The organism is Sphingobium sp. DN12, from assembly GCF_051058005.1.
In the GTDB taxonomy this organism is placed as follows: Bacteria; Pseudomonadota; Alphaproteobacteria; order Sphingomonadales; family Sphingomonadaceae; genus Sphingobium; species Sphingobium yanoikuyae.
Genome location: NZ_CP173717.1, coordinates 2,869,068 through 2,889,261, shown reverse-complemented (window position 1 = coordinate 2,889,261; position 20,194 = coordinate 2,869,068). Strand labels below are relative to the sequence as shown.

The 20,194-nt window shown below is 64.2% G+C and carries 21 protein-coding genes; 4 read left to right on the top strand and 17 right to left on the bottom strand.

Translation table 11 applies throughout. From position 1 onward, the window contains the following. Positions 1-42: 42 nt before the first annotated feature. From rlxS to ACI6S0_RS13745, 6 genes are all read right to left on the bottom strand, one after another. Positions 43-2,007 carry a relaxase/mobilization nuclease RlxS gene (gene rlxS / locus ACI6S0_RS13770; protein ID WP_434403375.1) on the bottom strand — a complete coding sequence of 655 codons (1,965 nt, stop codon included), beginning with the start codon at positions 2,005-2,007 and terminating at the stop codon, positions 43-45. A gap of 251 nt (positions 2,008-2,258) precedes the next feature. Continuing rightward, complete coding sequence (locus ACI6S0_RS13765; protein ID WP_434403374.1) at positions 2,259-2,630, bottom strand: hypothetical protein; 372 nt, start codon at positions 2,628-2,630, stop codon at positions 2,259-2,261. Positions 2,631-2,850: 220 nt separating this feature from the next. Beyond that, the gene (locus tag ACI6S0_RS13760; protein ID WP_434403373.1) at positions 2,851-3,462 is read right to left on the bottom strand and encodes a lytic transglycosylase domain-containing protein; all 612 of its coding nucleotides are present in this window, start codon (positions 3,460-3,462) and stop codon (positions 2,851-2,853) included. Beyond that, a complete protein-coding gene (locus ACI6S0_RS13755; RefSeq protein WP_434403372.1) occupies positions 3,450-4,007 on the bottom strand; it encodes a S26 family signal peptidase in 558 nt (185 codons plus the stop codon). Before ACI6S0_RS13755 ends, ACI6S0_RS13760 begins: the two co-directional genes overlap by 13 nt. Further along, positions 4,004-4,234 carry a helix-turn-helix domain-containing protein gene (locus ACI6S0_RS13750; protein ID WP_434403371.1) on the bottom strand — a complete coding sequence of 77 codons (231 nt, stop codon included), beginning with the start codon at positions 4,232-4,234 and terminating at the stop codon, positions 4,004-4,006. The genes ACI6S0_RS13755 and ACI6S0_RS13750 overlap by 4 nt, the downstream gene beginning before the upstream one ends. A gap of 155 nt (positions 4,235-4,389) precedes the next feature. Next, a complete protein-coding gene (locus ACI6S0_RS13745; RefSeq protein ID WP_434403370.1) occupies positions 4,390-4,710 on the bottom strand; it encodes a DUF736 domain-containing protein in 321 nt (106 codons plus the stop codon). Positions 4,711-5,031: 321 nt separating this feature from the next. Here ACI6S0_RS13745 and ACI6S0_RS13740 point away from each other — a divergent pair, with 321 nt between their 5' ends. Next, positions 5,032-6,003 carry a DUF4365 domain-containing protein gene (locus ACI6S0_RS13740; protein ID WP_434403369.1) on the top strand — a complete coding sequence of 324 codons (972 nt, stop codon included), beginning with the start codon at positions 5,032-5,034 and terminating at the stop codon, positions 6,001-6,003. A gap of 89 nt (positions 6,004-6,092) precedes the next feature. Here the strand turns inward: ACI6S0_RS13740 and ACI6S0_RS13735 are convergent, their stop codons facing one another. The 7 genes from ACI6S0_RS13735 to ACI6S0_RS13705 form a co-directional block, all read right to left on the bottom strand. Next, on the bottom strand, positions 6,093-7,856 hold the full coding sequence (locus tag ACI6S0_RS13735) for a ParB/RepB/Spo0J family partition protein (protein ID WP_434405949.1): 1,764 nt from the start codon (positions 7,854-7,856) through the stop codon (positions 6,093-6,095). A gap of 85 nt (positions 7,857-7,941) precedes the next feature. Further along, complete coding sequence (locus ACI6S0_RS13730) at positions 7,942-8,361, bottom strand: DUF2958 domain-containing protein (RefSeq protein ID WP_434403368.1); 420 nt, start codon at positions 8,359-8,361, stop codon at positions 7,942-7,944. After that, positions 8,358-9,323 (bottom strand): ArdC family protein, encoded by a 966-nt coding sequence (locus tag ACI6S0_RS13725; RefSeq protein WP_434403367.1) that lies wholly within the window; start codon positions 9,321-9,323, stop codon positions 8,358-8,360. Before ACI6S0_RS13725 ends, ACI6S0_RS13730 begins: the two co-directional genes overlap by 4 nt. A 359-nt stretch (positions 9,324-9,682) precedes the next feature. After that, positions 9,683-10,678, bottom strand: coding sequence for a hypothetical protein (locus ACI6S0_RS13720; protein WP_434403366.1), 996 nt, complete (start codon positions 10,676-10,678; stop codon positions 9,683-9,685). Then, a complete protein-coding gene (locus tag ACI6S0_RS13715) occupies positions 10,675-11,448 on the bottom strand; it encodes a hypothetical protein (RefSeq protein WP_434403365.1) in 774 nt (257 codons plus the stop codon). Before ACI6S0_RS13715 ends, ACI6S0_RS13720 begins: the two co-directional genes overlap by 4 nt. Positions 11,449-11,509: 61 nt before the next feature. Continuing rightward, positions 11,510-12,859, bottom strand: a complete 1,350-nt coding sequence (locus ACI6S0_RS13710; RefSeq protein ID WP_434403364.1) for a hypothetical protein — start codon at positions 12,857-12,859, stop codon at positions 11,510-11,512. Between the two features lie 68 nt (positions 12,860-12,927). Further along, positions 12,928-13,200: a hypothetical protein gene (locus tag ACI6S0_RS13705; protein WP_434403363.1), complete on the bottom strand. Its 273-nt coding sequence runs from the start codon at positions 13,198-13,200 to the stop codon at positions 12,928-12,930. 102 nt (positions 13,201-13,302) lie between these two features. Here ACI6S0_RS13705 and ACI6S0_RS13700 point away from each other — a divergent pair, with 102 nt between their 5' ends. Then, positions 13,303-13,509, top strand: a complete 207-nt coding sequence (locus ACI6S0_RS13700; protein WP_434403362.1) for a helix-turn-helix domain-containing protein — start codon at positions 13,303-13,305, stop codon at positions 13,507-13,509. 1 nt (position 13,510) lies between these two features. Here the strand turns inward: ACI6S0_RS13700 and ACI6S0_RS13695 are convergent, their stop codons facing one another. Further along, on the bottom strand, positions 13,511-14,332 hold the full coding sequence (locus ACI6S0_RS13695) for a DUF2285 domain-containing protein (protein WP_434403361.1): 822 nt from the start codon (positions 14,330-14,332) through the stop codon (positions 13,511-13,513). 19 nt (positions 14,333-14,351) lie between these two features. On the opposite strand from ACI6S0_RS13695, the gene ACI6S0_RS13690 reads away from it, so the two are divergent. Next, positions 14,352-14,912 (top strand): TrbG/VirB9 family P-type conjugative transfer protein, encoded by a 561-nt coding sequence (locus ACI6S0_RS13690; protein WP_434403360.1) that lies wholly within the window; start codon positions 14,352-14,354, stop codon positions 14,910-14,912. Then, on the top strand, positions 14,909-16,099 hold the full coding sequence (locus tag ACI6S0_RS13685) for a TrbI/VirB10 family protein (protein WP_434403358.1): 1,191 nt from the start codon (positions 14,909-14,911) through the stop codon (positions 16,097-16,099). The genes ACI6S0_RS13690 and ACI6S0_RS13685 overlap by 4 nt, the downstream gene beginning before the upstream one ends. A 22-nt stretch (positions 16,100-16,121) precedes the next feature. On the opposite strand, the gene ACI6S0_RS13680 is transcribed toward ACI6S0_RS13685, so the two are convergent. The 3 genes from ACI6S0_RS13680 to ACI6S0_RS13670 form a co-directional block, all read right to left on the bottom strand. Further along, positions 16,122-18,236, bottom strand: a complete 2,115-nt coding sequence (locus ACI6S0_RS13680; protein ID WP_434403357.1) for a DNA/RNA non-specific endonuclease — start codon at positions 18,234-18,236, stop codon at positions 16,122-16,124. Positions 18,237-18,378: 142 nt separating this feature from the next. Then, positions 18,379-19,713 (bottom strand): hypothetical protein, encoded by a 1,335-nt coding sequence (locus ACI6S0_RS13675; RefSeq protein WP_434403356.1) that lies wholly within the window; start codon positions 19,711-19,713, stop codon positions 18,379-18,381. Further along, a complete protein-coding gene (locus ACI6S0_RS13670) occupies positions 19,713-20,006 on the bottom strand; it encodes a hypothetical protein (protein ID WP_434403354.1) in 294 nt (97 codons plus the stop codon). The genes ACI6S0_RS13675 and ACI6S0_RS13670 overlap by 1 nt, the downstream gene beginning before the upstream one ends. Positions 20,007-20,194 lie beyond the last annotated feature (188 nt).

Genomic DNA, 20,194 nt, shown 5'->3' with positions numbered 1-20,194 from the left:
ACGTCAACAGGGATTATTGAAGCTGGCGATAGTGACCTCATTCTACGAGATCGTCGGTCCAGTGCGACTTCTGCCAAACTGCCAGTTAATGCCGTCAGCTCGCAGAATTCCGGAGGCTGCCTTCCCAAAATTCCGTTCGAGCACATCGCGCCACGGCACGAGCGTAAAATCCCGCGACCGTTCGACCATGGCAAAGCTACCGCTTTCCAGATCGATGCGACGCGCGATTACGCCCTCGATCCGATCACCAATTCTCGCTGGCTCAAACCGCTTGCCGACATCGCCCCCCAGCCGCTCTCCAACCTGCTGCAATTCGGGCCGGTGCAGGGTATCCAGCGCACTCCCCCGATACCGAAAGGCCGTTCCCTCGACATCCGCAAGTTGCTGCTCGATTAGCCACTGCCGCCGCGCCGCCAAGGCGGTTCGCACTTCGCGCCCGTAGCCGACATCGCGTGCCGCACTATGACCGCCCTCGACCAGTTCGCGATCGAGCCAGGTCGACGCCTCCTTCACGGCGAGCTCCGCGACCGGCGACCGCGACAGGACCGACAGCGTCACCGGCCGACCGCGCTGCTGACGCGCGGCATAGGCTTCGGCGCGGGCGAGATGATCGTCGGGGATGGTCCAGGTGCCATCGACCGAACGCTCCGGGCCGGCGCTTGCGCGCCGCATCGCTTCGAGCCGCCGGACATGGCTGGTCGCGAACGCCTCGCTGGCTTGTGGGTCATGCCGCAAATGCAGATCGACCGAATAGCGCCCGCCATTGGCGCGGGCGACGGCATCGACCGTGCGATCGGCCTGGGTCGCCTCGACCCGCGATGGCGCGATCTGCACCGTTGCGCCCTCGGGCACGGATGGGATCGCATCGCCTCGGCCGATATCGACATAATGCACCCGCCCGTCGACTCCATCCACCATCAGATAGTGCCGGTCGCGATGCTCGTCGGAAAAGCCGCGCTGGATCACGCGACCCAAGAGGGGCTCGCGCAGGTCATTCGACACTACCTGCTCGACACCAGCACGGTCGAGCCGCCGCGCAGTCAGTTCGCGCTGCATGAGCCGTATGACATCGCCGCGCTCGCCCATGCGGCGCAGCGTATCCTCCAGCCCGTCGGCGAGCTGGTAGCGGCCACCGCCGACATCCTCAGCGAGATCCATCGCCTTCAATTTTCGAAGCCGCCCGGCGGCGACCGATTGCTGGAGGGGATCATTGTCGGTCGCGGCGACCGTCCGGTCGGCATCCATCCGCCGCAACAGCCGCCGGTCGATCGCGGTCAACCGCTCCTGATCGACATCATGGCGTAGGCGCGCCTCGATCTCGTGATCGGTGCGAGGCCCCAGGTCGAGCGTGGCCAGTTCGGACGCGCGCTCGCGTAGCCCGTGCGCAATATATTCGCGGGCGATGATCAGATTGTCGCCGCGACCATCGACGCCGCGCAGCACAATATGGGTGTGCGGTCGCTCGGTGTTGAAATGATCGACCGCGACCCAGTCGAGCTTCGTTCCCAGATCCTGTTCGACCTGCGTCATCAGCCGCCGGACATAGGGTTTGAGGTCGGGATACTCGGCGCCGTCCTCGGCCGACACGATGAAGCGGAACTGATGCCGGTCACCTGCCGTGCGCTTGAGGAAATCGTCGCCATCGGCGCGGTCGGTGTCTGGGCCATAGAGTTCGCCCGGCAGCCCCTCGCGCGTGACCCCGTCGCGCTGGATGTAGCGCATGTGCGCGCGGGCGACCTGTCCAGCCTTGCCCTGCAACCGGATCAGGCTCGCCTTCACGACCGCGCGGCGGCCACGAAAACCGGCAAGCCGATCGCGGCTCGACAAGAGCCGTCCCATGCTCGCGCCGCGCCCGATGCGGCTGCCGTCGAAGCGACGAACCTTCAACCCGGTCTTGGTGCCGGCGAGGCGCGCGGCGGCGAGGATGCGCCCGCCATATTTGACCACGCGCTTGCCGTCCCTGTTGCGCTTGCCGCCGAGCCGGGGCTTGAAGTCGTCATCCGGCATCGCAGCACCCGGGAATCTCGCGATCTCGGGGCAGGAATGGCGGATTTTCACCATTTCTTGCGTGACTGTCTCGCAGCCGCAGGCTGCTGTCTCTCAAAAAAAAGATGTGTAGACAAAGGCTTACCATGTGTCGCGAGGCACTGCCTTTATCTTGTTTCCCCTCTCTTCCTTTCTCCCCACCCTCACGGCTCAAAAAAAGGGGAGAGACGACGCAGAACCGACGCCGCCTCTCCCCGGGAAATGCGCTGCGATCAGTGCGCATGGAGCATCGCATCCCGCGCCCTGACCAGCGACCGAAACTGCCGGCACCCCATCATCCCGTGCGCCCGACCATCGCCATCCACGAGCATGGTGGCGCAGAACCACTTCCCGTCGAGCCGCCCGCAAATCGCTATCCGATCGAGTTCGAAATCCTCATCGTCGGCACTGTCATATGATCCGATCCAGCGCTCCTCGACCCGCGCATCCCAGCGAAAATCCGTTTCCTCAGCCTCCAGAAACCGATGCGCCAATGCCTCTCCGGCACCGCGCCCGAATTCCAGTTCAAGCCCAGCGACCAGCGCTTCCATCACGCGATCCGACGCCGTTCCAATGCTCTGATACATGCTCATGATGACCTCCAACGTTTGCGTCCTCATCATCGAGAACGGCGTCCGAGGGACGGGTGGCGGAGCGGCTGTCAGGGCCGCGGAGCGAAGCGCAGCGCCGCGAAGCGGACGTGGGGGGCACCGATTTTCGAAGAAAATTGGGGGGCACCCGCGGGCCTTGATAGCCGTTCCGCCAGCCGTCATGCTGGGTCTATCGAGACGAGCTTCCACCCTCTCGGGTGTGCGCAACATCGCCTCAATTCCCCTGCGACAGTGCGACGAACAGCGACGATGCGGCGGTGCCTGCCGGCGCCTCGATCTCCGCCCGGCGCGCGTCATTCCGCACGACAAACAGCGTGGCCGGCGGCGCCTGTATGCGGGCGATCGTCACCGAGGATGGGGCAGTCGGCGTGACCTTGGCAAGGTAGACGACGGTCTCAACCGATAGCGTGCGGCGTCCGGCAAGATGCTCGGCGTAGCGGCCGGGGCCGGCATTGTACGCACCGAAGAGACCAGGATAGTCGAACCGGTCGTACATCAGGCGAAGGTAGAGAGTGCCGGCGAGAATGTTGTCGCGCGGATCATCGGGATTGAAACCGAGGCCGAGACGTGATCGCATGTCGGCCCAGGTCGCGGGCATCAGCTGCATCAGCCCCATCGCTCCCTCCGAAGACCGGATCGGTCGGCCGTTGAGGGTCGTCTGACCGTTGCTTTCGGCGCGCATGACGCGCTCGATCCATGCTGTCGGCACACCGAAACGGGCGGATGCTTCGGCGACATAGGGATGCCAGTCGGCGACGGATTCGGCGTTTGCAGGTGCGGCCAGCGCGAAACCGGCAGCGGCGACAGCGATCCTCAGCGCGCCCATAGCAGCCGCGCCTTTCCAATGATGTCAGCGCCGCCTGTGGGACCAAAATAGCGCCCGTCGAACGACGCCGAATTGTCCATAAGCAGGAAGAGCTGGCGGCCGCGCAGGCGCACGCAGCCCGACCACATCGGCATCGGCCGGCCCTTGGCATCGGCCACGCGGCGCTGGGTGACCCAGCGTCCGTTGATGAAGATTTCCTGCCCGAGCGCGCACACGTCATCGCCGGCGGCGGCAGCGACGCGCTTCACCAGCGGCACGTTAGCGGGCAGATAATGACGGCGCGCGGCAAGGTCGCGCCATGGCTGCGGCACCCGCGCGATCACCATGTCGCCGGGATCGGCGGGCACGCCGGGCGACACCGAGTAGAGGCCGGTCGGGGCGCTGGCGCTGGCGTTCCAGACGAGGCGCGGCAGCGGCGGGAAGATCGCGGGAGACAGGGTCAGCCCGACGAAAACCCCGAGCGCGGCGATGCGGCGATTGAGCTTGGTGCGTCGTGCTTTCTCGGCGCGCAGGGCGTCGCCCCAGTCGAACAGCGGCCCGATCATGCGCCGATCCCCCGGGCGCTGTTCTCGCTGCTCCAGGCGTCGAGGTCGTCGATATGATATTGGACGTAGCGGCTGTGCCGGCGAAAGACCGGGCCTTTTCCGGCACGGCGCAGGCGCTTGAGCTGCCGGACCGAGAGCTTGAGGTAGGCGGCGGCCTGATCGGTATTGAGGAAGGGAGAACCGCGTTTGGCGCGGTTGGCGCGCGTTATGTCGTCGTTGTCGTCCATAAAGATGGTGTCCTGTCGCGGGGGAATCGCAGGGCGCGATCGCGGCACCGCAGATGCCGGGCGGGACACCGGGCGAAGAGTGTCGAAGTGCCGATGGGCAAATCGACACCCCTATCGAGGGAAAGCCCCGCGCCGTTGGGCGCGGGGCGTGAAGGTCAGTCGACCGGGTTCCAGATCAGGGCGTAGGCATCGTCATCGTCCTGCCCGGCGGAGCGGCCGAGATTGGCCCAAATGGTGCGGGGAAGCTCGGGCGCCGAGAGGCTGACGCGGACATATTCGCGCTGTGAAACCTCGCCGGTCCGGATCCAGCCCGCGCCGAGTTCGATGTCGCCGGCACGCACGATGTAGTCGGGCTGATCTTCGTTCGCCTTGCGGCGATTTGGGACGATCTGAAGGTCGCAGCGCAGCGATGCCATCTTGAGCTGGCCCGTATAGGCGCCGTCCTGCTGCCTCTGCACATATCCGATTGCGGGCATTTGAAGTCTCCTTTGATGCTCGCGCGAGCGGCCGTTCCGCCCGGGCGTGCAGACCGTCAGGCGATGCGATTGGACACCCGAACCGGATGGCCGGAGCGGCAGCGGAGGACCGGAGCCGCAGGCTTATTTGGAGCGAAGCGGCCGCGAGGAGCCCGTGGCACACGGGCGGGGAAATAAGCTGAAGGCGATGGTTTCGGGAGGCCGGGCGTCGTTGCCAGGTCGCTGCACATGCCTCGGCCGGACGGCCTGCCCATCAGCTGACAGGGACTTCGTTTGCCTTCGCTATTGTCGCACAGCAGGTGGTGCCGTAGCACCGTCAGCATGGCAGCCGGAAAGAAGCGATCGGAGCAACACCTAATCGATCAGGACGGGATAGCCCTCCTTCGATCGAAGCTCCCGCGCCATTGGCTCCTGCGGGAATATCGCCCGGACTACGGTCTGGATTTCACGATCGAGACGTTCAGAACCCTCGAGTCGGAAACGACCGACGGGCGGCGGCCAACCTTCGAAACGCTGGGCGAACATGTTTTCGTACAACTTAAGAGCGTGGCCGAGCCGAGCGTCCACACGCTCGAAATCTACAACCGGGGCAATGTCGAGAAGGCTCGCGAGACGCTCGACCTGACCGACAAGATCGCCGAAATCGAGACCTATCGATTCCAGCTGGAAATGTCGGAACTGGTTACGATCGAGCGGATGGGTATCGGCGTGCCGGTGCTGCTGGTGATCGCCGATCTGGCGCGCCAGCGCTGCTCGTTCGTGTGTTTGAACGACTATATCGACAAGATTCTGATCCCCCAGCACGACGATTATCGGACGGCCGGATCGCGCACGATCCACATTCCGCTGTGGACTGAGATCGGGTCCGACGCCGGGATGATCGGGCTGCGCTGGTACGCCAAGCGCGCCAAGCTGCTTGCCGCGTTTCAGCGGTTCGCGTTCCAATATTCCGAGCTGCAATGGCCGGACAATGGCGATTGGCGAACGCTGGCGCGCTATTTCGGCGAGCGGATCGTCCAGTATGATTTCTGGGACGACACGGAGATGTGCGAGCCGATCCGCTATCACGCGGCGGGGCTGAGGCGTTTCCTGGAGACTGGGCAGCCCGGCTATTTCAAAGTGCCGGCAGACTTGCCCGATGGCTTCGATCCAGATGCTTTCAGAGAGCATTTCGAGAAGCAGGACGTGTTCGAGCTATGGCGGCTTCTGGCGCTGCTGCCGAAGACCTATGAGGATATCTGGCGGGAGTGGTTTCTCCCGACGTCGCTCGGGCAACTGACCTCCGCGCCATAATGCCGCGCGCCGACGCCGGAAGGCGGAGGCGCGCGGCGCGATTTTTTCAGGTTCGGAATGCGAGCGGGCCGAAGCCCGCCCGCATCACATCATGCCGCCTCGGCGAACGGCACCTCCATATCCTCGGGGTCCGGCTGCGCCGCCTGATCGCGCGCGGCCATGACCTTGGCGTGGGCCGTGACGGTCGCGACACCGCCGCGCGCGGTGTAGGCGTTCGGCGGGAACGCAATCCACCGGGGCACCCAGCGTTCAACCTGCTTGCGCCCGTCATTGCCCGCCAGATGGTCGGTGATGATGCGCTTCAAGGTCTCGGATTTCTCGCCCGCATTGGCGCTGGCGATCGTCTTTCCCGCGATCTCGGCGACGATACAGCCCAGCACTTCGCGGTCGCGGATCAGACCGAACAGCGCGTCGTCGGCCTGCCACCAATCGGCCATGTCGATGCCGATCTCGGTGCCCACCGCCTCGACGGCGGCACCGCCAGAGGCCAGCGTCTCGCCCATGACGACCGTGACCACCTCCATGATGGCGGGGTCCGGGAGTTCGATCAAGCGCAGAAACACGCCGGTCACGCCATAGTCGTCGCCGTTGCCGCCGGTGACGGTCGGTTCCTCGGCGGAGAAACCCAGCATGTCGAGAACGGCCCGGCGGCGCTCGTCGAACACCGCTTCGCCCCGCGCGGTTTCGATGCTTTCGCGCACCTCGTCGTTGCGCGTCGATTGCGGTTCGGGCCGCACGGTCCACAGGTGCGAACCAACGATGGCATGGGCAACCATCAACCGGAGCGCGATGCCCGGATGGGCGAGCAATCCGGCGCGCACGGCGGCATGACGGTGCAGATCGACATAGGTTTGCAGGGTCGAGGTGATCTCGGGTCGCTGCGGCTTTGCCGCATTCGACGCCTCGCCGCGCTCGGCCCGGCGCGCTTCCTTCCGGCTGAGATAGCCCTCATGGAAGGTCACCTCTCCGGTCCCGCGCACATCGATATAGACGCGCCCGCCCTTGCGCTTGGCGGCTTTCTCGAACTCCCATGAATGGAAGTGATCGGAAGGCGGCACGATTACGACATCGCTCCAACCCTGTTCCAGATAGGTGTCCTTCGCGGCATCGATGGCGGCGTTCTGCGCGTCCCAGAACGCATCCGCATCGGCGAAATAGCGGTCGTCGCCGAACAGGTCGGCGATGGTCGCGCCCTTGAAATCGTCGAGGCTGAACAGCGCGAAGCGCGAGGGGATCGACTGCCCGCCGAACAGCCACGCCTTCAACTGGCGGCCGGTCGGCACGTAGCTGTCGGGATCGTCATAGAGCCCGAGCCACGCCTTTTGCTGGCTCTTGCTGGCAAGGGTCAGGTGGCGGACGGTGGCGCGGTCGATCTTCTCGGCGCGGTAGAGGTCGCGGATGCGCGGCAGCAGATTACCGAGCGCGAGGATGCGCCGGATCATCAGATCGGGATGCCCGAAGGTAGCGGCGATGTCGTCCACCTCGCGGCCCTCCTTCACCAACCGGGTGAAGGTGTTCCACTGCGTCACCTCGTCGGCATCGAGCCGCGCCAGATTTTCGATCATAGAGGCTTCTACGGCGGCGGCATCGTCGGTTTCGGCGAGGACGCGGCAGGGCAGCGGCTCGGCTTCGCCGGTTTCCTGCGCCACGATCAGCGCGGCATGATAGCGCCGCGCGCCTGCGACGATCTCGAAATGCCCCTCCTGACAATTGGGGCGGACCAGTAGCGTCTGGATGATGCCGCGCTTGCGGACAGTCGGCAGGATATCGGAGACATCGGGGGCTTTCTTACCATAGCGCATGTTGGTTTTGCTGACGGAAAGCTTGTCTTGGGCGATAAAAACGAGTGTCATGGCACAACTCCTTGTGAGTGCCGGTCCGTCGTTCTTTGCGGGAGGGCGGATCGGCTTACGGGGTGGTGGCGAACGGCCGCCTGCGTCATCCGCGTGGGCGCGGAAGCTCGGTGGCCGCGCGGCTCGCGGCGCGGCGGAATTCGTATTGAGCGTCAAGGATCGAGCCGCATCGACGTGCGGCATCGGCCCAGAGAGACAGCCGGTTGGGAGTTTCGAAACCCAGATCGCGCTCAATTCCAAGGCCGAACGGCAGGCGCACGGATGCGATTTCGGACAGGCTGAAATAGCCGAGTTCCGGACTTCCGAAGCCAAGGTCTGCAAGGCCAAACAGGGCATCGCCATCCTCCGCCAGTTCGGTCGCGAGCCATGTGGCGGGACCGAGCGGATTGAAGAGTTTCAGCACCGGCACCGGGTCGGGTTCCGGCTTGCCGTCACGCTGTGCCGCGCGGCGGTTGATGTCGTTGGCGCGCAGCGCGAAACGAATGTCGGGGGGCAGGAGGATCATGTCGCCATGCTCCCGACCATGCGGGCGTCTTGGGCTTCGCGGTGACGGGTCAGCAGCCAGTCGGCGGCTTTGGTCGCGGCGCTCGCCGCGCAGAAGATCGCGCGACTGTCCTCGCGCAGCACCGCGAGCCATGAGCCGATATAGTCGGCGTGGCGCACGGTCGGGGCGATGTCGAGCGCGGCACACAGGAAGGCCGATCCCATCTCGGCGACCAGTTCCTCCCGCGCATAATCCTTGCTGCCGAAGGCGTTCTTGAGGTCACGGCCGAGCCGCTTGGGGTGGCCGGTGGCGTGGGTCAGCTCGTGGAGACAGGTCCGATAATAGTTGATCTGCTCGAAGAAAGCGGGTTGCGGCGGCACCTGCACGAAATCAGGGTCCGGGGCGTAGAACGCGCGGTCGCCGCCGATGCGGAAATCCACGCCTGACGCGGCAATGACGTCCTCGGCAACGGGCACGATCTCGCGTTCTGGCAAGGGGGCTGGATCGCTGGCCAAGCCGGGCCGCAACCCCTCGCATTGGGCGACATTGAAGACGGTGAAGCGTCTGAGGAATGGCACGGCGCGCGCGTCGTCACCGTCGCGTCTGGCGCGCTCCTTTTCGGCTTCGGGAGTGAAGCGATCAGCATAGACGACGGTCACGCCGTGTTCGCCTTTCATTACGCAATCGCCCGCCTCCTGCGCCTGCCGGAAGGTCAGCCACGATTGCGTCGGGAGACCGTGTTCGATAACCGCGCCCCACAGGATCAGGACATTGACCCCGGAATAGTTGCGCCCGGTCAGGGCATTGCGCGGCAGGCCGGGGCCGGTGGTTCCGGTCCGCCCCCACGGCTGGACCCAAGGCAGGCGTCCCGCCTCCAGTTCGGCGATGATGCGGGAGGTCACCTCGTCATAGAGATTGCCCTTGTCCTGCGGCTTCGTTTCGCTGCCCTTGCGACGGGCGCTGCGGCTGGTTGGTTTCGGCACGGCTCGTCTCCAAGCCACCCCAAAAAGGCACAAAGCCTCCCCGCGAAGGCGGGGGTGGGCGGCGAGACGCGACCAAAAGGCCCGGCACGAGCGGACGACGACACCGCCAGGGTGGAACGACAGTGGAGCACCCCGAAGGGGTTGGCGGCGGCCGCAACGGGCCTAGCCGGGAGCGCCGCCCACTCCCGCCGCAACGGGAGAGGCTACAAACCAACGCCGCCGCGCCGACAGGGCGCGGCGTCCATGGCCCCGCCAGCGATCGTTACCGCCAGGCCGAGACCCGGTCCGGGGCTCGGCGGCAAGCCAGCCTGCTGGCGCGCCGTAGAGCGCGGTCGCGCGGTAGCGGGAGGCTGCACGATTCAGGCGCCTGAGGGCGCGATGCGGACAGCGCATGCTGTTGCCGCATGGCTTCCTTCCCGTAGCTGGGACCGACTTTCTAGTCCTCCGGACGATAGCGAATGCGAGCCCTGGGAATCGGCGAGCACGCGCTTCGACCGGTTAGGGCCGCCCAGCGCGCTCCACATCCGCTCGCGACGACGCGCGGAGGCGAGCGATAGCTCCATGATATGGGCGATCGTCATTGCCGATTTTCCAGCGTCGAGTAGCTGGTAGCAGGTCTCGACGCCCTTCGGGGTCAGTCTCCCGCGGTTGTAGCGGTTATCAGGGCAGCGCGGATCGGCGAGGCCCGTGAGCTCCGTTCCATCGAGCGACAGCTCACTATTGAGAGCGGCGATATCGTCGCGCCGCTTGCGGACCAGCTTGCGGATACGGCGATCAAGAGCCTTGAGATCGGCGTCAAGCGCGCGCTCGGTCGCGTCGAAGAACAGCGAACGAAGGCCAATCTCGCCCACATAATGCTTGGCTATCATGCGATCCGAAAGGAGCCGGCGCGCAGCGCGCAGTTGATCAAGGGTCTCGTAATCGTGGCTCTTGCGATCGGGGAAAAATGGCAGGGTCTCGCGCACGAAACGATCGGTGGAGAGATCGGCGGTCACTTCGTCGAGATGATGGGCGATGCCGTTGCGGCGATCGATCAGTGCGACCATGTGCTTTTTCTCGCCGGGCGTCAGCACGCCGTCTTCAATCAGATAGGCGAAAGCTCGCTTGAGCTTCTTGGTGTCCTTGGCCGGTTCGTCTTCGCCGTCCGGCGGCTGGTTCTCGGTCGTGCGCCAGCGCCGCTGAGCGGCGGCCCCGCTCAGGATGTCACGCTTCAGCTCTTCGGCGTGGTATATGATGAGGACCATCTGAAGGGCGCGGTGCCGGATCATGCAGCGCTCGAGTTCAGGCAGTCGCCGTCCCAATGGATCGGTGTAGTGCCGTTGACGGCCGCCGTAGGCCTGTTCTTCGGCGGTCATGGCTTCGGCACCTGGACGGTATAGTCCATATCTTCGACCGAGCCCGCGTCGAGCTGAGCTTGCAGCCGGGCTGCGGTATCGGGCGAGGTGCAGAAGGCATCTATGTTGAATTCGAAACCGGGCAATGCCCGGCCGAGGTCCGGATCGGCTTTGACGGCCTCTTCCAGCGCGGCATCGGCGGCATCGAACAAGGCCTGATAGCGCGCGCCGATCTCATCGATACGGACCTCGATCAAGGTCGCGAGTCTGGCGGAAAAGCCGATCCTGTGCTGGGCGCGAGTGGTGTAGGCACCGATCTGCTTCTTGGGCCGTCCCTTGTCGTTGTACAGGCTGAGCAAGACCGCTTCCTTGACGAGCGGTCCGTCGCTGAAGGCTTCGCCCCGGCCGAAATGCGCGATCGCCTTGTTCCGATAATCCATCGCCTCGTCATGGATAGCACGCTGTTCGACAGTAAGCTTGGCCTCGCCGAGGAGCGGCCGGCGGTCGCCGGTTGTGGCGGTTGCCCGGGCGTACAGGACGACAGCCTGAACGAAGAGCCCGCCGGTGATCGTGGTTTCGTCGAACCACCCTGGCGTGCCGTCGGGGGCGGCATCGGACTGCTCCTGAATCCGAACGATCTGATCGAGCGAGGCGAGCGCGCTGCGCAGATCCTCGCGGATCGAACCTGCCGCCGCGGCGCGCTCGATCGCTTTCACCAGTGTCGGATGACCTCCGGTGTCGGTGAGATGACGCGCGAGGCGTATGAGGTCAATGCGGGCGACGAGGTGCATGGTTCCTCACGGCGTGCGCGGTTGGGCGAGCAGATGGAATGGCGACGGCTCAGGCGGTCCATCACCGATGCCAGTGATAGCCTGGGTCGCCATCTTCATCCATGAACAACATATGGTTCGGCAGCGGCTCGGTATTGCGACGCCCGCGAACCGGATAGATTGCGGTCGTCTCGGAGAGCGCCGCAGACTCGTTGCGATCCACGCTGTGTTCGGGGGTCATGTAGTTGCCATAGACCCATTGCAGGCGGGAGGCTCCGGGCTGGAAGGTCGCGATCTGCGCGAGATTGAGTCCGTGGCGCCGGCCGTCGACGCTGTTGCCGCCGGTTGTCTCGTAGCCGACATGCACGACGCCAGGGCAGTCGCCGGGAAGCTGGGACGCCGCCCCTGAAACCATCGATCTGAAGTGGCGAGCCTTGCGGCGGGCCGCCTCGTCGGAGACGCTGAGCCAGCTGACGACACTGACGCGGCCGAGCGTGGTGGCATGGAAAGGGCGTTCCGCGCCGGGCTCCCAATCACCGCGCACGTCATAATCGACGGCCATGTGATAGTCGCCGATCAGAAGCTCGATCATGCGGCTCGATCCAAAATAGACGTCGTCGTGTCGAAGAACGGCATCGATCTGCGCGCGATCGATATGCGCGAGGAACCCTTCGCCAAAGGCGTCCTTCCAATGCGGCGGACCGCCGTCGAGGAAGGCGGCGACATGATTGGCGAGATAGGCTTCGTCGATGCGGGAGAGTTCGTCGAGATAAGCGATCTTGATGTCGAGCGAGGCTGCGGCCTGTTCGCATACTGCATGCGCCAGGCCCGACATCAGCTCCGCCCGGTCGCGCTCCAATCCCGAGTATTCCGATTGCCCGACTCGCTTGCACTCAACCGCCCACCGCGACCGCCCGCGCCGGACGTCGAGGTCCGGGGTTCGGGCCACGCCGGGCTGCTCGGGGACGAAAGTGACGTGGCGCCAGCCGCGCCGGGCATAGGCACCAGCGACTAGTAGCTCGTAGATGCCGTTGTCCGGGGTGGATCGTCCTCCGCGCATCAACGTGGCAACGCGCTGCTCGACACCCGCAACCTTGCGCAGGTCGGGCAGCAATTGACCGAGGCGTCGGAATACCGGGGCTATGCGGAACGCCTCATGCTCGACCCAATTCCCCCGCTCGGTCGCCGTGGCGTAGGCTGCGCCCTGAAACACATACCAGGCGATGAGGTCAGAAGGATCGAACAAGGCAATGCGGTCCCCTGCGGCCCATCGATCCCGCGCGGCGAAGAAGGTCTGGCGGACCCGGTCGAGGCGGGATTGCCACTCGGCGGGCGGCGTCTGCGCGACCATCCATTCGATCGCAGCGATCGACTCCGCGTCGTTCCAGTCCTGACCGTGACGTTGGGCAATCCAGAGAGGGTTTCGAGCCATGGCGCATTCTTAGCTGATGCGTGTCGCGCTGACAGCAAGAATGAGCCGCCTGTCTATCGCTCAAGAAGTCAGCTGCGCGCCAGCAGCACCCGCTTGCCGAACGAGACCAGCGTGGTGGCCATGCCGTCACCGACGATCCACTGCGCGCGTTCGAGATGGGAGCGCCAGCATGGCTCAGAGGCCGGGTGCTCAGGGTCGAGACCCATGATGTCTGCGGCCGCCGCGCGCCAATCGACCGCGGCATCGTGGGCTTCGAGCAATGCTGCATATAGAGCGAGACTGCGCTGATCATAGTCGACCACCGTTTCCCCCGTCGGCGCTATCGCCTCCAATCCAGTCATGTCGATCGCCTGCCCTGAGAATGGCACCAGTTCGGACCCACCCTAACGTTTAGGAACTATCGTTCCTAGAACTTTCGTTCCTGCTCGGTGATCCAATTTTCTATGGATCTAAAGCATGTTCTTGCGACCAATCTGCGTCGGCTTCGGCACGACCGCGATTTGACACAAGAGGATGTGGCGGAGTTGACCGGGCTCAGCATGCGCTATGTCGGATCGATCGAACGAGCCAGGGTGTCGGCGACCGTGACCACATTGGGCAAGCTCGCGGCGGCGCTGAAAGTTCATCCAACAAAACTGCTCGAAAGCTGATTCAGCAAGCTCGAACCGATCCGGCAACCGGGCGATCTGAATCAAGCAGCGACCTGTACCCGCCGCTGCCCATGTAACGAGCGAAGGCTATCAATCGGCGAGACGTCGACTTGAGAGCATCGCCAGGTGCGAGCCATTCATCTCGAACACGCGCATCGCCAAAGAGCATAATGCCGACATCACGAATGCTGGCGCCGTCGGCGAGCGCATCAAAGGTGCGAAGAGCTGCAATCTGGCGAAGATGCGCCTGATCGGGCACTCGGGCAGGGTGACCGGCATCGCGGTTCACGAGCGTATCTCTTAACCGACGAAGATTGTCAGCCGCCTGGCATCCGGCATCGTTGTTCAGAACATCCAGGAAGATACGAACCGGCCCCTTCATGACGGTGCCGTCGCATACATCGAAGCGTAGCTTACCTCTCTCTGTGTGGACGAGAACATGCTCGCAGTCTGCTCCCCTGACGATCGTCGCTCGGTCTCGCCACTGGCTCAAATCAAAGGCTACATCCGGCGCAGTTGGCGCAGATATAGCAGCAACGGTCAGAACTGATCGATCAACATCGCGCGTCCACAGATGTTGAGTTGCGTCCGCGCCGAGGGCCGGGGCGGCGACATTGAGGCATCCCCAGCGCGATTGCACATGCGGCGGCGCCGGGACGAAGATCGTGCAGCCAGATGGACCGCGCCGCGAAAATGACGGAGCGAGCCGGCGATAGGCGTCATCGCGGCGCATCCATTCCCACGCCAAGCCGGCGACATCGACGTGATCGAGATAGGCGTATCTGGATCTTTCGAAGGATCCACGATGCCGGGCGCCCGGCATCGCTGGTTCGTTGCCTCAAATGCCCTCAGCCCATTTCACCGAGTTGGGCGCGAACGAACAGGTTGGCGGCCTCGGCCTGGTCCGGGCGCAATGCGTCGATTGCGGGAAAGAAGTCAGGCACTGTGTCGCCGAGCAGGATCGACGGGCACTGGTCAGCACCGGCGGCACGGCGTTGCCTTCGATGCGCTGGACCTATCCTCAGGACGAACTGATCGCGCTGCGTCGCAAGGCCGAAGCGGTGCAGGCCGCGGCGCCGATCGCCAGCGGGCTTGCGATCGAACAGCTGCACTTCAACTATGCGATCCGCGGCGACCGGCCGGCCTGGCGGCCTCTACGCGTGTTCGACGACGGGTCGAAGACCTATGTCGAGTTTCCGGCGTCGCTGGCGACGGGCGAGGCGCCGCCGCTGTTCCTGATCGGCGCGGGCGGCAAGGCCGAGTTGGTCAACTATCGGCTGCGTGAGCGCTTCTATGTCATCGACCGGATCTTCGACGCCGCCGAACTCCGGCTCGGCACGAAGCCGCAGCAGGTGGTACGCATCGATCGCGTGTCTTCTACCGCCAAGCGGAGGGGCGCATGACCGATCCCGTCGCAGCTTCCCCGGCGCCTGCCGCGCCGCCGAAAGTCGATCCCGAGACCCTATCCATCCGCTCGCGGCCGGCTCGCGCCATTCGGTTCAAGCGCGGCGCGATCATCGGTGCGGCGGCGCTTGGGTCGGCAAGCCTGATGGGCATCGCCTGGATGGCATTGAAGCCGCAAGTCTTCCGGCAGGTTGCCCAGGATAGCGAACTGTCGCAGCCGATGGCGAAGCCTGCTTCCGACGTGCTGTCCGGGCTTCCCACCAGTTATGGTGATGCGCCCAAGCTCGGTCCGCCACTGCCCGGCGATCTCGGGCGTCCGATCCTGCGCGCGCAGCAGCAGGCGGAAGCGACGACCGCGCCTCAGCGCGTTTATACCGCAGAGGCGGCCCGGAAACAGCGCCTTGCCGATCTCAAGGCGGCGCGAGAGTCGGGATTGATGGCGCAGGTGACAGGCGGCCGAGCTGCTGCCGCCGCTCAGTCCATCGATCCGGCTGTTGCCGCCTCGGCCGTACCGGCTGCGTCGCAAGCCCCGCCCGGCACGCGCAAGGAGCAATTCGCATCGGCGCGAAACACCGATGGCGATCTCAACTCAGGTGGATTGGTTGCTCCGGTGTCGCCCAACAGCTTGCTCGCCGGCAGCGTGATCGCGGCCAGTCTCATCACCGGGCTAAATTCCGACCTGCCGGGCATGGTCACTGCACAGGTGACGCAAAATGTTTTCGACACGGTCACCGGCGACATCCTGCTCGTGCCGCAGGGCACCAGGCTGATCGGCAAATATGACAGCGTGGTCGCGTTCGGACAGCGACGGGCGTTGGTCATCTGGCAGCGGCTCATCCTGCCCAATGGCAGCTCGGTCCGTCTCGACAATATGCCGGCGACTGATGCGTCGGGCTATGCGGGCCTTTCTGACAAGGTCGATTTCCACACATGGACGTTTCTCAAGGGCGTGGCGATCGCGACCATGCTCGGCGTCGGCTCCGAATTGTCAATCTCCGGCGAAAGCGATCTCGTGCAAGCGATCCGCGAGTCCTCACAATCTAACGTGGCGCGGGCCGGTGACCAGATCACCCAGCGCAATCTCGACATCCAGCCGACTATTACGATCCGCCCCGGCGCGCAGGTTCGGCTTCTCGTGACTCGCGATCTGGTCTTTGCGCCCTGGCGCGTTCCGGGGGCACGATAGAATGGAAGACTGGTGAGCTGGGTCAGGCTTCAGCGTGCTTGTCGATCGCTTCGAGCGCGCTGAGGTCAAGCCAGCCTCGCATGGCTGCGGAGATGGTGCTGATCGGCTTCCATGCTGCCATCCATTCCTCCGTCACATAGAATTCGGCCTCGGTGATCGCCTTGACGTCCTGCCCCAGAATGAAGCCATAGGCTTCGTAGCCGGCGGTTTCCTTCACGACGATGATCTTCCAGAAGCGATCGGGGATTTGGATACGTGCCGCGCCTGTCTGGTCCTTGCCGCGGAACCAGCGGTCGGTCTTTCCAAAGATCGGCCCTGCAAAGATGCAGGCCGCCTCGACTTCCTTCTCTGTCACTTTCTCGATTGCGGTTTCGAGGTCGCCCCAATTCTCCTCGCCGTAGGTGCCCTGGTTAAATGGCTTGATCTGTGGCGAGCAGTTGGTGGCGTGGAAGGTGTCGCCGTTTGCCATCTGGATTTCTTCGAAGTGCTCGCCCCAGCACACATCGTCGCGCCGGACGATGTGCCCCTTGTCGAACGCGCCGCGATCTTCGGAGTAGAAGACGTCGGGTAGCTGGAACCGCGAGTCCATCCGCGGGTCCTCGACCCACTGCTCCATGAACTTGTTGTCGGGCGGCCATCCGGCGAGAGAGTCGCGGTTGGTCGGCTTGCCATCGACGATCTTCTTGCGGCGACGCCAGTCGATGTTCGAGGCCGTATAAAGAGCCAGCCGTCGCTCGCGGTGCATCCAGATCGAGAAATGCCGATATTTGAGCTCGAACCCGTCATCATTGAGAAGCGGCGCCAGAATGCGTTCTCCGGTGGCCGTCACCTCCGGTCCGGGCACGTCGCTGTTCTGATCGAGGAAACGGGTGTTGAAGCCGGGCCGCTCATCAAGGCCGTCATAAATGAACGGAATTTGCAGCTGGAGCGCTTCGGTCTCGAGCGGGCTGGCCGGCGCTATGGTCGAGGGTCCGACTACCCGGGCGGCCTGACCGACGGCTTCCAGCGAAATCCGCAGCTGCAGCGGTATGACGAGCTCGCCAGCCGAGCTGCGCGTCGGCGATGCGGGTTGATCGTCGATCATGGCTTCCTTCTCCATTTGCGATTTGGGGGCCTGCGGCGTGCCCGATGATGGACGATCGGCATCGGCGTCGCGGTTCTCAAGAACCCTGATCGTCGCCGACATGACGTCGCCGCCGCGCATCGCCGCTTCGATGTCCGGCAGCCTTTCGGGCCAGTCGATTTGTGCAAGTTCGAGCAGGCGCGCGGATATCCGGCTGATGCGGAAGCCGACATTGGCCTCCCAGACCACTTCGTTTTCCTCAAGACCGTCGAGCGTGTCGGTGGTGCCGCCGGCGGCCAGCACGAACCTACCGTTGTCACGCTTGATGCGCCCATTGGCGTGCAATGCGACGACCTGGAAGCTGTCGTTGAATACCGGCGCCCCAGAGGAGCCATGCGCGGTGTCGGCCCGATACCAGATATACGGCTCGCCATCGCCGGCCCGGATCACCTGGTTTTCCCGCAGCGCAACCTGCATCGGCACGCCGTCGGGATGCTGGAGGATCGTGACAAAGTCGGTCTGCTCCCTGACCTTGCCGGTCTCGGGGATGAGGCGCAGATATCCGCGGCCGTCAATATCGGCCCCGGCGGCGGAGTTGCCGCGAACCGCGACGACCGCGAAATCAAGGTCGGGGTCTGAGGCGTAGAACTGGTCTGCGCGCAGATCGAACTCGTCGGGATCGGCCGGTGGATGGCCGGCGACGTCGAACCAATAGTCGAAACCGACCGTCGAACTCGCGACCGACGCGCTGGTCGGAAAGACATGATGGTTGGTGAGTAGGAGGCCTGGCGCGATCAAGAAACCGGTCGCCCAGCCTGTCCGGCCTCCGCCGCGCACCCGGATGCGGCCGACGCATTGGCGGGCGAGCATGCAGCGATCGATAAAATGAACATCGAGCAGGTCGTTGGTGCCCATCACCGCTTCTTGTTCGAGCGGTGTGGCGACCTGGCCGTCGGCGGTGAGGAACTTGAAGCGTCGCGCGACCAGTTCGGCGGAAGCGCCTCCTGAGGGAACCGGCTCAGCGGTGGGAGCGTCCTGCATGAACAGGCCGAGATCGAGCGCGCTGAGTTTCATCGACCTGGCCTCCCGAACATGATCGCGATGCTGGATTCGTTGCTATCGCAACCGTGCCGACTTAATATTGCGCCGCTTCGTGAAAGCCGCATGGCCATGACGGGAAGCGACCCGACTGGCCGAGGATGTCCTTGGCCCTCGCTCACTGGAACAGCGAGAAGGACTTGCCCACGAAGATGCCGAACTTGAACTCGTCGCCTTCGGTTAGATAACCGAAGCGAAAGCCGCCGATCAGGCCATCCTTGTCGTCGGCGGCGAAATAGATCGGCAGGTCGAAGGCAATGCTGTCCGCGAGGAGATCGAATTCGACGCGCGGTGCGAAGCCGAGATCGCGGATTAGGCCGCTCTCGGAGAGCGGCTGGATGTAGCGCAGTTCAGGCGCGAGGATCAGCTTGCTGGTGAGCTCCGGCCCCATCAAAGGCCCCGGCACGCAAGTGACAAAGGTCGCGCCGGCGGCCGCCACGGGACATGTCGCCTGCGCCTTGCGAGCCTTGAATGCGCGCTGATAGTCGAGATTGAGGGAGGCCGAGGAGCGGTCGAATGGGAATAGGGCGAGCCCGCCGCCGACACTCCACGAGACCTTACGATCGGTCGCTTTGGTTAGCGATGGTGCCGGATAATAGCTGAACTCATCATAGCCGACAGCGGCGCGCAGCGACCAGGCGAGGCTTTGCTGGATGGTCTGGCGGGCATAGTCGCGCTCATAGGCGTCGAGTTCGGTCGGCGTGAAGAAGAGCCGCTTGAAGTCATCGTCCAGCCGCACGCAGCCGGGCTTGTAGGCTGGCACCTGTTCGCGGCAGCGTTGACGCGCGCGAATGAGCAGCGGGTGTCGGCTGTCTTGCGCCTGAGTGAGGACGCGGCCGCGAAACTGCGTGTACCCGAATTCGAGTTTCGAGCCTGTCGCGAGGCCATCGAGCGTAGCGAAGCTCGTATCGCCGTCCTTGGCAAGCGGCGCTGAGAGCGACAACGTGAAAGTGTCGTTATAAACTGCGGTTGCCGTCGCACCCGGCGCGTCTCCACGATCCTTCGACTGGGAGAAGGTGAAGGAGGCACGGCCGCTGCCGGTGCCGGCGAGCAGTTCGAACGCTGCGGCATGGCCATTGCCGACCGGACGAAGTGGTTCGTCTATCGGCCCTGGTGGCGCTAGTGTCCAAGACCGGCTCCCACCTGCTACGGGAAGGCCGTTTTGTTCGTTGGCTCTGGGTAGGTCGGCTAGATCGATGGCATCGTCGCTATCTTTGGCCGCAGGCGGCGCGGCTGCAGCGGCTTGCGCCACCGGAGCCGCAGCGGCGACGGATGCGGCCGGTGGCGTGTGCCCCTCCACCACGTTCAACCGAGTTTCGAGTTGCTCGATATGGGCGAGCGCCGCTTCGAGCTTGGCGCGGAGAATATCGAGCTCGGAGTCGCGGGTCTGGGCCTGGACGGGCGTGGCGGCTGCGGTCGCGAGCAGAACGATCAGGAGGGCGGCACGGCGCATCAGGCAGCATCGACCTTGAAGACGTCGCTCGAATGCGTGACGCCATAGTCGGTTTTCACAGTCGCCTTGAGCGGTTCGATGACCTTGCCGCCAGCTTTCTCGACCTTCACGGTCGCGCTCGCCCCCTTCGGCCCCTCACAATAAAGCGTGATGCCGTGTTCATCCCCGGCTTCCACCATGACGTTGATTTCATCGCTGTTTTTAAATCGCAGCACCCGGTCGTCGATGAGGACGAGCGCCCGCTTGGCGCTTGCATTCTTCTCGCGTGTAACCTTGATCTTGACCTTTGCCATCGCAGTTCCCCCGAAGCGATATACAGTCAACGATGATTGATTCTACGGAAGTCTGCCCGAAGACTATCATATCCGGTCGGTGCGCGAAGTAGAAATCTTGAATTGATCTAAATTGGCGGTTTTTGTGACAACCATAACTTTGAGCATCACGCTTCGCTCGGTGCGGCGAACAGATGACCTAGCGCACT

Bases quoted from the DNA above. Each gene is read 5' to 3' on its own strand.
- rlxS (WP_434403375.1), bottom strand. From the start codon at position 2,007: ATGCCGGATGACGACTTCAAGCCCCGGCTCGGCGGCAAGCGCAACAGG.
- ACI6S0_RS13760 (WP_434403373.1), bottom strand. From the start codon at position 3,462: ATGGGCGCGCTGAGGATCGCTGTCGCCGCTGCCGGTTTCGCGCTGGCC.
- ACI6S0_RS13755 (WP_434403372.1), bottom strand. From the start codon at position 4,007: ATGATCGGGCCGCTGTTCGACTGGGGCGACGCCCTGCGCGCCGAGAAA.
- ACI6S0_RS13750 (WP_434403371.1), bottom strand. From the start codon at position 4,234: ATGGACGACAACGACGACATAACGCGCGCCAACCGCGCCAAACGCGGT.
- ACI6S0_RS13745 (WP_434403370.1), bottom strand. From the start codon at position 4,710: ATGCCCGCAATCGGATATGTGCAGAGGCAGCAGGACGGCGCCTATACG.
- ACI6S0_RS13740 (WP_434403369.1), top strand. From the start codon at position 5,032: ATGGCAGCCGGAAAGAAGCGATCGGAGCAACACCTAATCGATCAGGAC.
- ACI6S0_RS13735 (WP_434405949.1), bottom strand. From the start codon at position 7,856: ATGACACTCGTTTTTATCGCCCAAGACAAGCTTTCCGTCAGCAAAACC.
- ACI6S0_RS13730 (WP_434403368.1), bottom strand. From the start codon at position 8,361: ATGATCCTCCTGCCCCCCGACATTCGTTTCGCGCTGCGCGCCAACGAC.
- ACI6S0_RS13720 (WP_434403366.1), bottom strand. From the start codon at position 10,678: ATGACCGCCGAAGAACAGGCCTACGGCGGCCGTCAACGGCACTACACC.
- ACI6S0_RS13715 (WP_434403365.1), bottom strand. From the start codon at position 11,448: ATGCACCTCGTCGCCCGCATTGACCTCATACGCCTCGCGCGTCATCTC.
- ACI6S0_RS13710 (WP_434403364.1), bottom strand. From the start codon at position 12,859: ATGGCTCGAAACCCTCTCTGGATTGCCCAACGTCACGGTCAGGACTGG.
- ACI6S0_RS13705 (WP_434403363.1), bottom strand. From the start codon at position 13,200: ATGACTGGATTGGAGGCGATAGCGCCGACGGGGGAAACGGTGGTCGAC.
- ACI6S0_RS13700 (WP_434403362.1), top strand. From the start codon at position 13,303: ATGGATCTAAAGCATGTTCTTGCGACCAATCTGCGTCGGCTTCGGCAC.
- ACI6S0_RS13695 (WP_434403361.1), bottom strand. From the start codon at position 14,332: ATGCCGGGCGCCCGGCATCGTGGATCCTTCGAAAGATCCAGATACGCC.
- ACI6S0_RS13690 (WP_434403360.1), top strand. From the start codon at position 14,352: ATGCCCTCAGCCCATTTCACCGAGTTGGGCGCGAACGAACAGGTTGGC.
- ACI6S0_RS13685 (WP_434403358.1), top strand. From the start codon at position 14,909: ATGACCGATCCCGTCGCAGCTTCCCCGGCGCCTGCCGCGCCGCCGAAA.
- ACI6S0_RS13680 (WP_434403357.1), bottom strand. From the start codon at position 18,236: ATGAAACTCAGCGCGCTCGATCTCGGCCTGTTCATGCAGGACGCTCCC.
- ACI6S0_RS13675 (WP_434403356.1), bottom strand. From the start codon at position 19,713: ATGCGCCGTGCCGCCCTCCTGATCGTTCTGCTCGCGACCGCAGCCGCC.
- ACI6S0_RS13670 (WP_434403354.1), bottom strand. From the start codon at position 20,006: ATGGCAAAGGTCAAGATCAAGGTTACACGCGAGAAGAATGCAAGCGCC.